At 73.5% G+C, this 11,505-nt stretch carries 4 protein-coding genes; all 4 read right to left on the minus strand.

The genetic code is table 11. From position 1 onward, the window contains the following. Positions 1-183: 183 nt before the first annotated feature. The 4 genes from ACFUC1_RS11265 to ACFUC1_RS11280 all read right to left on the minus strand — a co-directional run bounded on the left by ACFUC1_RS11265 (position 184) and on the right by ACFUC1_RS11280 (position 11,503). On the minus strand, positions 184-2,670 hold the full coding sequence (locus ACFUC1_RS11265) for a transglutaminaseTgpA domain-containing protein (protein WP_379119697.1): 2,487 nt from the start codon (positions 2,668-2,670) through the stop codon (positions 184-186). Then, positions 2,667-4,067, minus strand: a complete 1,401-nt coding sequence (locus ACFUC1_RS11270) for a DUF58 domain-containing protein (RefSeq protein ID WP_379119699.1) — start codon at positions 4,065-4,067, stop codon at positions 2,667-2,669. Before ACFUC1_RS11270 ends, ACFUC1_RS11265 begins: the two co-directional genes overlap by 4 nt. 1 nt (position 4,068) lies before the next feature. Beyond that, entirely contained in the window at positions 4,069-5,037 is a 969-nt protein-coding gene (locus ACFUC1_RS11275) for an AAA family ATPase (RefSeq protein WP_379119701.1), read from the minus strand. A 127-nt stretch (positions 5,038-5,164) separates the two neighbouring features. After that, a complete protein-coding gene (locus ACFUC1_RS11280; RefSeq protein ID WP_379119703.1) occupies positions 5,165-11,503 on the minus strand; it encodes an Ig-like domain-containing protein in 6,339 nt (2,112 codons plus the stop codon). Positions 11,504-11,505: the final 2 nt, after the last annotated feature.

Consider the following 11,505-nt stretch of genomic DNA (forward strand, 5'->3'; position numbering starts at 1 on the left):
CCTCCCGCACCACGCGGGAGGCGCCCTTTCGCGTGTGCCGGGTGCCCCCGCCCCGCCCCGCCCCCAGCCCCCCACTTGTTGCCACGTGATGGTCACCCAGCGGCCTCGGGACGCTCCCGGTGACGACCTGGTGGCAACAAGTGGGACGAGCAGGAGGGGGTGGGAAGCGCGCGGGGCCAGACGTCAGGCGGGCTGGGGCTCGCGGTCGGCTGCACGTGACGGGGCACCGGGGTCCGCGGGACCTCGCGGCGGGGTCTTCCTCGCCCTGGGCGGGCGGGCCGGGCCCTTCGCGAACAGGGGGCGCAGGTCGACGTCGGAGCGCAGGCGCCGCCAGAAGTCGGCGTTCGCGCGCAGGTCCGAGCGGGCGTCGTTCGTGGCCGCCCAGTAGGCCGCCGCGTCGGCGTCCGAGGGCAGCCCGGGCCCGAAGACCAGTGCGTTGGCCGACACCGCGAGCGGCCGCAGGTCGACGGGGCCGCGGACCGCACCCGCCTGCTCGAGCCGGGTGGCCCGGCGCGGCGGGTGGTGGCCGTAGGACCGGGCGCTGGCGACGAGGTCGTTCCAGGCCCAGGCGATCCGGGCCGGGGTGGGGCCGCGCGTGGCGTGCCGCTTGCGGCGCCACGCCTTGAGCCCGCGCACCAGCCAGTACAACAGGGTCAGCGCGAGCAGCGGCAGCAGCACGTACAGCACCAGCACCCGCAGCCACCACGGCCACGAGGTCGGGTCGAGGAGCTTCTTCGGCGGCTTCTTGAGGTTGGTGGCGTTCTGCGCCTGGTCCGGACCCTGCAGCACGCTCGGCGGGTTGCTCCCCGGGGGCGGCGGGACGATCGCGCCCACCTTGCGGTCCTGGACCTTCGTCTGCAGCTCCTTGGGCTTGCGGTCACGGTCGGGCAGGAAGTTGTCCTGCAGCACCGGCACCCACGTCCCCGTGGCGTCGCGCACCTCGACCCAGGCGTGGACGTCCTTGCCCTGGACCTGCCCGGAGGCCGGCACGATCGCGCCCATGACGACCCGGGTGGGTATGCCGAGCCGGTTGCCCACGAGGGCGAGGGTCGCGGCGTACTGCTCGTCGTCGCCCGCGAGCTGCGGGATGGAGGTGAACCGCGCGAGCCGGCCGATGCTGTGGCCGGGCAGGTAGAAGCGCTCGACCGAGTTCTCGGTGCCGCCGTCGGTGTAGGCGCCCTCGGACTGCATGACCCTCGCGACCGAGCGGAACTGCGCCCAGGCGTCGGGCACCTCACCCGTCCACGCGTCGAGCTTGGCGTCGAGGAAGGAGGTGTCGGTGCTCTCGGTCAGCGACCCGGTCGACGTCGCCAGCGACTGCGGCATCCTCGTGGCAGTCGCGGGCACGTAGGCGGTGAAGGTGTACGTGTCACCCGGCTCGAGCCGGGCCGGCACCAGCGCCGTGTCGGTGTCGACGTTGAGCCACAGCTGCGAGGCCAGGGCCTCCTGCCGGGCGCCGGTGAACCGGAAGCCGGTCACGGTGCCGGCGGTCGGCAGCCACACGTCGCTGTACCCGCCGTCCGGCACGGTCACGGTCACCGTCGTGGGGCGACCCGGCCCCTGCGCCGCCACGGTGCGGCCCACCTGCTGGAAGGAGGCGCCCGGCACGACCGACCCGGTGTTGGCCCGGCTGGCCGCCCCCCAGACCGAGCCGTCGTAGGAGTCGAGGGTGGCGAACCGCAGCGGGGTGCCGGCCGGCAGGCCGCGCACGTCGAGGACGGTGGTGTTGTAGAGGTCCGACTTGTTGGGCTCGGTGTACTTGCGGAACCCCGCCAGCGGGCTGGCGAACGCCGCGATGTCGATGGGCGGCGTCACGTGGGCGCGGGCGACCAGCCGCGGGTTGGCGTCCCCGCCGGGCAGGTGCGGACCGACGACCAGGCCGGCGACCGCGGCGAGGGCGACGAGGCCGGTGCCCACCCCGAGCCGGGTGGCGCGGCCGGCACCGTTCTGCAGCGGCGCGCGCGTGCGGGCCGACCGCTCGACCATCCAGCCGACCGCCACGACGGCGAAACCGACGCCCTGCGCCGCCAGCGCGGCCGGCTCGAGCGTCCCGAGCACGATGACCAGGCCGAGGACGGCCAGCGGCGCCAGCACCACGGCATACGGGGAGCGCAGGCGGCGCGCGACGGCGTAGGTGACGGCGCCGCCGACCAGGCCCACGGCCCACGGCAGCGCGTGCAGCTCGGCGGTCGTGTCGACCGGCGGCAGCAGCGTGACCAGCCGCTTCCAGCCCTGCACCGCGGTGCGCGCGAGGTCGGCGAACGTCCGCAGGCTCGGCACCACCCCGCCGACGAGGTCCCCGCGCACGGCGAGCGGCCCCCCGAGCAGGAAGTACGCCACGACGACCCCTGCCAGGGTGGCCACGGCCGGCAGCCGCAGGGCGGTGGTGACGTGCGCGAGCAGCAGCCCGACGAGCAGGCCCCCGGCCGCGGCCAGCACCCAGGCGTACCCGGCGAAGTCGGTGCGGAAGCCCAGGAGCGCCAGGCCCACCAGGACGACGGTGAAGGCGGCGTCGACCAGCGCGTCGCGTCCGGGGACCAGCCCGCGCCCCGCGGCGTCGCCGCTCGCCCGGGCGCGCGTGACCGTCCACGTCCGCGCGCGGGTCAGCCCGGGAGCCGTGCGGTCGCGGTGGGGCCCGGTCGGGCCGCTGGGGTATACCGTGTCGCTCACGTGAGCGCCCCGCTGGCGAGGACGGCGCGCAGGTCCTGGATACGGCGGATGTTGAGGCGGACGACACCGCCGACGTGCCGCACGCCGGTCTCCTGCATGGCGTCGATGGTCAGGACCACCTTGGTCACCTCGAGCTCGAACCGGTCGAGGGCGCGTTGCGCCTCGATGAAGGGGCGGCGCGGACCGGTGACGACCACCGCGATCGAGGTGTCGGGCGCGAGCGCCAGCGCGTCGCCGCACTGCGCGTAGAGGTCGGAGGGTCCCAGGGCGACCCGGGCGAACGCGTCGAGGGTGAGGGACGCGGTCGTGCGCGAGGCCTTCTCGCCCCTGCAGACGACCGTCGTGTCCTTGTCGTCGAGGATCGATCGGCGGGCGAGGGAGGCGGCGGCCGAGATGGCGGTCTCGACCTCGTCCTCACCGCCCTCGTAGTGCTCGGGGTCGGCGTCGACGACCAGGCACAGGTGCGAGCGCCGGGTGTCGAGGAACTGCCGGACGAGCAGCCGTCCGGCCTTGGCCGAGGACCGCCAGTGGATGTACCGGCGGTCGTCGCCGGGCTGGTACTCGCGCAGCGCGTGGAAGGCGAGGTCGGCCATCGACAGGTCCTGGGTCGTCTCGCCCTCGAGGTCGCGCAGGAGTCCGGCGCCGAGCGGCTCCAGCGAGACGGTGCGCGGGTGCACGTACAGGTCGGTGACCTCGGTCCACTGCTCGGTGCGCCGCACCAGGCCGAGCGGGTCGCCCTGCACGGTCGAGGCCGGCCCCACCGGGATGACCCCGCGGCGGTGGGTGGGGACGACGAAGAGCTCCTCGTGCTCCCTGCCGGCGGCCAGGGTGGGCAGGGTGAACCGCGCGGCGGACACGCCCACCGGCAGCTCGACGACCACGGGGAGCATCGGCCGCTTGCTGACGTTCGCGACGGTCACGCGACCGGTCGCCGGCTCACCGACGCTGACCCGCACGGGCTCGAGCTCGGTGGTGATGCGCACCCGGGTCCGGCCGAGGGCGAGCAGCAGGCAGGCCAGCCACAGGACGAGGCAGGCTGCGGCGAGCATGAGCAGCTCGGTCCAGCCCGTACGCACGCCGACGACCCACCCGCCGGCACCGAGGGCGAGCACGGCCCACCCCAGCGGGGCGACCCAGCGCGCCGTGCCGAGCACCGGGGCCCAGACCGGTCGGGTGCGGTCCCGCAGCTCGCCCAGCCTGGCGCCGACGGACGGCGGGAGCGTCAGCGACGACGCCGACGGCAGGGACAGGGCGGGTAGCGCGACGGAGGGCAGCGAGGGCACACGCCGCGCCCGCGCCCGCGCCCGGCCACTCGCTGCGGAGCGGGCGCGGAGCTCGGCACGGCTGACCGTCCGCTCCTCGGGAGCGGTCTCGGGGGGTCCTGCAGGGGATGCCATGTCAGGCGACGCGCTCGACCGGCGGCTCGACCTCGCCGAGGACCTGGGTGATGACCTGGTCGACGGTGGTGTTGGCGAACTGTGCCTCGGCGGTGAGGAGCAGGCGGTGGCAGAGCACGGGCTGGGCGAGGGCCTTGATGTCGTCGGGGATGACGTGCGTGCGGCCCTGGCTGGCCGCCCAGGTCTTGGCGCAGCGGACGAAGGCCAGGCAGCCGCGGACCGACAGGCCGAGCTTGACCGACACGTGCCGCCGCGTGGCCTCGGCGATCTGCGAGACGTAGGCGAGGATCGCGGGGTCGACGTGGATCTCGTCGGCGAGCGCTGCCATGTCGGTGACGACGCTGGAGGTCACGACCGCCGACAGCGAGCCCGCCCGGTCGCGCACCTTGGCGTCGCGCAGGACCGCGACGGTGGCCTCGACGTCGGGGTAGCCCAGGCTGGTCTTCATGAGGAAGCGGTCGAGCTGGGCCTCGGGCAGCCGGTAGGTGCCGGCCTGCTCGATCGGGTTCTGGGTGGCGATGACCATGAACGGGCGGCCGGCCTCGTGCCGCACCCCGTCGACGGTGACGTGCGCCTCCTCCATCACCTCGAGCAGCGCCGACTGGGTCTTCGGCGAGGCGCGGTTGATCTCGTCGGCGAGGACGATGTTGGCGAACACCGGGCCCGGGTGGAAGTCGAACGTCTGCTTGCTCGGGTCGTAGATCGTCACGCCGGTGACGTCGCTCGGGAGCAGGTCGGGCGTGAACTGGATCCGGTTGTTGGTGCCCTGGACCGTGCTCGCGAGCGCGCGGGCCAGCTGGGTCTTGCCGGTGCCGGGGAAGTCCTCGAGCAGGATGTGGCCCTCGGACAGCATGCAGGTCACGGCGAGCCGGATGACGTGCTCCTTGCCGAGCACGGCCTTCTCGACGTTGCCCACCATCTGGCGGAAGGCCTGCTCGAACCACTGGGCCTGGTCCTGGGTGACGGTCATCGCTGCGTGTGTTCCTTCGCGGTCGTGGTGGGCGGTGCAGGGGTGGGTGGTGCAGGGCTCTCAGGTGCAGGGCTCGGAGGTGCGGGGGTGTGCGGTGCGGGGGTGGGCCGCGGCCCGCGGCGCGGGCTCACCAGATGAGCGAGCCGGTGGCCGACTGACCGGGTCTGGAGCAGGTCGCTGACACTCTCGCCCCCACGTACCCGACGAAGTTGTCGCTCTCGGCATACGTGTTGCCACCCATGGCCAGGTCCCTCCAGCCGCTCACCGTGCCCCCGTTGAGGCGGAAGGTGCACGTGACGGAGCCGCCGAAGTTGGCCGTGCGCACCGCGATCCAGTAGCAGTCGGAGGTGCCGCACGATCCGTTGCCGGTGTTGCAGGACCGTTGCGAGCACGAGTTCCCCTTCAGGACGGTGACGCTCGGCTTCACCGGCGCGGCGTCGGCCTGCTGGGTCATGGTCAGCGCGTTGCTCGACCAGCCGGCCGCAGAGTAGGCGAAGACCTTGACGGTCCAGTTCTGGGAGTAGTTGCCCGTGAACGAGATCGACGTCTTGGGCGGGCCGTAGACGGTGCCGTTGATCTTGACCTGCGTGATCGCGCGCCCGTTCGTCGGCAGGGACCACGAGAAGCTGACCGTCTTGCCCGAGGCCGAGTGCCGGCCGTTGTTCGGCGTCGGCGTCGGGCCGTACGGGCGGATGGTGACGGCGCTGGACCAGGGACCCGCCCGCCCGGCGGTGTTGATGCCACGGACCTTGATCCCGTAGCCCGACGCACTCACGGGCAGGGTGGCGTTGGTGACGAGGTCCGGGGTGCGGCTGCCCTCGGGACAGGAGCAGGACACGATCCCACTCTTGCCGCCGGCCGACCACTCCACCGCCTTGTAGCCGTTGGCGTTGGACTCGTTCAGCACGACGCTGAACTGCGCCTTGTAGTCGGGCGCGTCCGTCCTGGCCCTGAGTCCTGTCGGCGTCGTCGGGAACCCGGTGGGCTTGATCGTCGACACGTTCGACTTGGCCGACTCGTTGGACGCGCCGTTCGTGGCGGTGACCACGTAGCCGTAGGTCTCCCCCGAGTAGCTCACGCCGTTGTCACGGAAGAACGTCGTCCCGGGGGAGGTGGTCCCCCGCTCGGTCCACGCGCCCGTGCCGGTGCGCCGGTAGACGGTGTAGCGCACGAGCGTCGGGCCGTTGGGGGCCACCGGGCTCCAGTTCACGTTGACGTAGCTGCTGGTGTCGCCCGAGGCCGGTGCCGGGGTCGTGAGGGTCGGGGCACCGACGGCCTGCGGCGTGCCGGCGGACTGCAGGTCGGCTGAGGGGCCGTAGGGACCGGCGCCGAGCCGGTTGACCGCGCGGACCGACACCCGCTGGACGTGGTCGTTGGTCAGGCCGGCGATGCGGGCCGTCGTCGGCGGCGCCGTGACCGTCGTCCGCTTGGCCGCGCCGGTGGTCGTGTCGACCGCCTGCACCTCGTAGCTGCTGACCGGGCTGCCCTTGCGGGGCGGCTCGGTCCACCCGACCACGAGGTAGCCGTCGCCGCGGGAGACCATCCTCACGCCGGTGACCGGGTTGGGCAGGGTGTCGGGCTCGACCGGGGCGGACGGCCCCGCCCTCGGCCCCTCGCCGACGCCGTTGGTGGCGCTCACCGAGAACGTGTACTGCTCGCCGTCGGTGAGGCCCCCCACGGTGCACGGCGAGGCCGAGCACGGCTGGGGACCGGGCGCGCCGGGACCCGTGGTGTAGACGGTGTACCCGGTGATCGGCGACCCCCCGTCGAACGTCGGCGGGGTCCAGGACACCCGCGCCGTGCCGCCGTTGACGCGGTCGGCGGTCGCCGAGACGCCGCCGGGGGCGAGCGGCTTCCCGAGCACGCTGATGGTGCCGCGCCCGACCGCGTTCCGGCCGGGGCCGTCGGAGACGGACACCTCCACGACGCCCTTGCCGGAGGACTCGGGTCCCGCCGTCACGGTCACCGAGCAGCCCGAGGCGCTCGCCGTGAGCTGCTTGCCGCTGACGATGCGCGCGGCCCCGACGGTGCAGGACGGCTTGTCCAGCGGGGAGTCGAGGTAGCCGTGCAGGTCGACCGTCTGCGAGGACCCGGCCTTCAGCCCGTCGACCGAGAACGGCCGGACTCGCGGCGGGGGCGCCGTCTGCAGCGGGTTGCCCTGCGGGTCGAGGGCGGTCTTGGCCGGGTCGGTGTCCAGGCCGAGCACGGTGACGCGGATGTACGAGGGCGAGCCGTTCTCGGGCTGCACCCGCACGCGCCCGTTCACGCTGCTGGGCGCGTCGCGCCCTGCCCGCAGGACGACCTCGCGGCCGCCCGTGCCCGACTGCCCCAGGTCGACGCCCCTGGACTCGGGGTCCCAGCTCGCCTGGTACCTCACGTCCGCCGCGGTCAGCCCCGGCGGCAGCCAGGCGTGGCACAGGGTCGGGATGTCGAGCGAGCGGGGGCGCCCGGCTGCGGTGAGGCTCACCGCGAAGTCCGGGCAGGTCAGCAGCGGCACCTTCGGCCCGATCTGGACCGGGATGGAGACGTATGCCGTGCGGGCGTCGGTCTGCCGCGCGTTCTCCTTGTCGGTGACCTCGAGGAGCACCGCGCCCGGACCGACGTAGCCGTTGGACGACGTGAGGGTCAGGGTGTTGCGGCCGTCGTTCTCCACCGCGAGGTTGCCGGCGGGGGACGCGCTGAGGGTGTCGGGGGTGGTGAGCGAGACGACCCGCGCCCGCGGCGACTTCACGTAGTCACCGATCGCGACCGTCGTGGTGGAGTCCTTGCCCATCTCGATGAGCGAGCCGTCCGCGACGAACGGCACGCCGTTGCTCCCCGTCGGCACGTAGATCAGCGCCATGGCCGTCTCGCCGTCGGCGTCCTCGATGACGTAGGGGACGGTGTGCGGGTGGTCCAGGACGCGCACCCGGACCTTGTTGCCCTCGACGACCCCCTCGGGCGACAGGGTGCGCACGATCCGCAGCTGGCTGTGGTCGCCGTCGACGTCGCGGTCGTTGGCGAGTGCGTCGACCACCGTCGTCTGCTCGCCGGGCTGGGGCTTGGCGACGTCGTCGACCGCGACCGGGCGGTTCTTCCAGCCCTTGACCGGGATGACGGCGATGGTCGACCGGGACGGGTCGAAGACGCCGTTGTCGATGCCGTACGTCAGCCGGCGGGGGCCGTCCGCCACCGGCGGGACGGTCGTGCGGAAGGTGCTCGCCTTGGCGTCGATGCGCCACTTCGCCAGCTCGGCCGCCGGGTTGAGGTCCTTGTACGTGAGGTCGACGACGTCGCCCCGCGCGATGAGGTCGTTCTCGGTCGGGTCGATCGTGACGGTCTTGCCGGGCGCGGCCCGGACCTCGTCCTGGACAGCGACCGGGGGCTGGGGGTCGCCGGGCTGGACGACACCGATCCGCACGAAGCCGGTGCTCTCGGCGCCGTACCGGTCGGCCACGCGGTAGTGCAGCACCTCGGTGCCGGCCGCCCGCGGGTACGCCTCGTACCTGATCGTCGAGGCGCCGAAGCCGGTGACCCGGCCCAGCGACAGCTCGACCGGTCCGCCGTCCTCGCCCTCGATGCCCTGCACGGTGACGCTGTCGCCGTCGGGGTCGACGCCGGAGGTGGGGACGGTGATCGTCAGGGGCTCGCCGGCGACGACGCTGGCCGAGAAGCTGCGCGCGGTGGGGGCCTGGTTGGGACTGGTCGGCCCCGGCGGCGGCTTGACCGTGACGGTGACCCGGGCCGACTGCTCCTTGCTCTTGTCGCCGATCGGGTAGGCGCCGTACTCGATCGTGACGACCTTCTCCGCGGAGATCGGCTTGGTCGTGTCGGGCACGTACCGAAGCACGTTCCCGGAGGCGAACGCGTTCTGCGCCTCCCCGCCGAGGACCTTGACCGAGTCGGGGTCGAGCACGAGCGGCACGCCCTCGGCCATCGAGTCGTTGTCCAGGACCGGCACGGTCACGGTGTCGCCGTAGCGGACCACCGCGGTGTCGTCCTGCAGGATGGGCAGGGCGCCGTCGTCGGCCGGCCGCTGGGTGACCGTGAGCTCTCCGGTGGCGGACTTGCGCCCGTCGCTGACGACGTACCGCACGGTGCCGGTGCGTGGCGCACCGCCGGTGAACGGCTCGAGCGCCTCGACCCGCACCCAGCGCCCCTGGTAGATGGACGGCCGCAGCCAGGTGCTGTCGGCGTCGGTCGAGACGCTGCGGGTGACGAGCACGTCGGCCCGCGGCGAGTAGTCGTTGGCCAGCACGTCGGCCATGACCGGCGTCTGCTCGCGCACGGTGGCCGAGTCGCCGTTGGCGACGGGTGGGGCGTCCGGGTCGGGGTTCTCGATGAGGTCGACCCGGATCCGGCCGGGGGCGACGCCCTGGCCCACCTGCGCGGCATAGGTCAGCTCGTAGGTGCCCTTCGCCGACCCGGTGATGGTCACGACTCCGGTGTCGAGCTCGGTCTGGACGGTGAGCGAGCCCTGCGAGCGCACCTCGGTGGCGAGACGCATCTGGGCGTCCGGCTCCTGCGGGTCGGCGCCGGCGATGTCGTTGCCGAGCGGCTCGAGCTGCAGCGGCTTGCCGACGACGCCGCGGACGACGTCCGGCTGGGTGCCGGGTGCACGGAACGTGGAGTCCTTGCCGAGCACGTCGAGGGTGACCTTGGCCTTGGTGCGGGCCCCGTGGTCGTCCTCGACGGCGTAGTCGACCGCCTCGGACCCGGCCTTCTGCCCGGCGCGGACGACGAGCCGGCCGAGGCCGTCGACGAGGCTGCCGGAGTCGGTCGGTGCCACCGACACCGGGTCGCACTCCGGGTCGCGCCAGTCGCCGAGCACCTGCAGCGGCAGCCGCCCGCCGGCGACGACGGGGTAGGCCGTCGTGGCGATCTTCGCCTGGCCCTCGCGCAGCGTCGGGGGCGAGTTGACGGAGTCGTCGACCACGGTGACCGACACCGAGGCCTGCGCGTGCGGGGCCGACGTGCCGTTGTTGACCTTGTAGGAGAAGGAGAACGCCCGGGACTGCGGGTGGGCGGGCACCGTGATGTCGATGCTCTGGCCGTCGCCGGCCACGGTCGTCGTCACGCCGGGGACGTTCGGGGTCGTCACCTCGTCGGGGGCGATCGCCAGGATCGAGCCGGCGCTGTCGGTGTCGTTGTCGAGGACGTGGAGCTTGCTCGTGCGGCCGGGGCGCACCTTGTAGGTGTCCGGCTCGGCCTTGGGCGGCTGCGGGGTGCTGGTGTCGTCGACGACGTTCTTGTCCTTGTTCTTGGACTTGTCGTCGGTCTGGCTCGGCGGGACGACCGAGTCCCAGTTGTCGACCTTGAGCGGCTTGGAGTCCAGGTCCCAGGCGTCCCCGGTGTCGAGGTCGTTGAGGACCACGAGGCCGTGGTTGGTGCGCAGCGCCATGCCGTCGCGCAGCGGCACGTCGCCGGGGCGGGTCAGCGTTCCGGCGGAGGTCGCGTCGTCCTGGCCGCAGTTCACGCCGTAGTACGCCTCGGCCGTGCGGGCCCACGCGCCGTGGACGCACGACCCGAGCCGCAGGGGCCGGCTGACCATCGGCGACTCCGCGGCGCCGGTGGCGTTGGGCAGGCGGATGCCGCCCTGGTCGGCCTTGCCTCCGAGGCCGATGACCCGCACCTCGGTGGCCGTCTCCAGCGCCACCGAGTCGGCGGCGGGGCCTGCCTGCTGGAGCGCGGCATACGCCAGCGAACCGGTGCGGCGGACACCGCCGGCGACGGGGGTGTCGAGCCCCTGGGCGAACAGCTGGTCGTCCACGGGGTCGTAGACGACCCAGCGGGTGCCGACCGCCGTGATGTCGACCGCGCTGGTCCGCAGCTTGAGCCGGGAGGTGACCGGTTTGCCGAAGGAGTCGCCCGCCGCGGGGATCGTCACGACCGTGCCCGTGGCCGCGGACACCGCGTGCACCCCACCGGTGACGTCGACCGTGACGGCGGCGACGGCGCCGACCTTGGCGATCGGGTCGCTGGTCGTCGACAGGTCGAGCCCCTGCAGCGGCCCGGACGTGCCCACGCGCTGCGCCCAGACCTTGCCCGAGGTCGGGTCGACCATCGCGACGGTGCCGCCGCGCAGGTCGACGGTCGAGGGGACGTACTCGTTCGCGACCCGCCTGGCACGGGTGGGGTAGGTGACCGTGGCCGAGGAGTCGAGCCGCCCGGTCCGGGGGTCGATCGGCAGGAGCTGGTCGGTCGCGAGGCTGACCCCGAGGACGGCGGACCCGTCCTGCAGGACGTCGAGGCCCGAGCCGGGCGTGACGTTGGCCTGCACGCCGGCATCGAACTGCTTGGCGGCCTTGTTCATCCGCGCGAACTGGGCGTGGTTGGTCGCCGAGACCCACACGCCGCCGTCGTTGAGGTCGGCCTCGTGGACCGTCTCCCCCTTGGACTGCACGGCGAAGAAGGCCAGGCTGGCAGCCGCCAGCGCGACCACGACCCCCGACGCGATGCCCGCCCTCCGGTGGAACACCGGGCTCATGA

It is taken from the genome of Pedococcus sp. NPDC057267 (assembly GCF_042668795.1).
Taxonomy (GTDB): domain Bacteria; phylum Actinomycetota; class Actinomycetes; order Actinomycetales; family Dermatophilaceae; genus Pedococcus.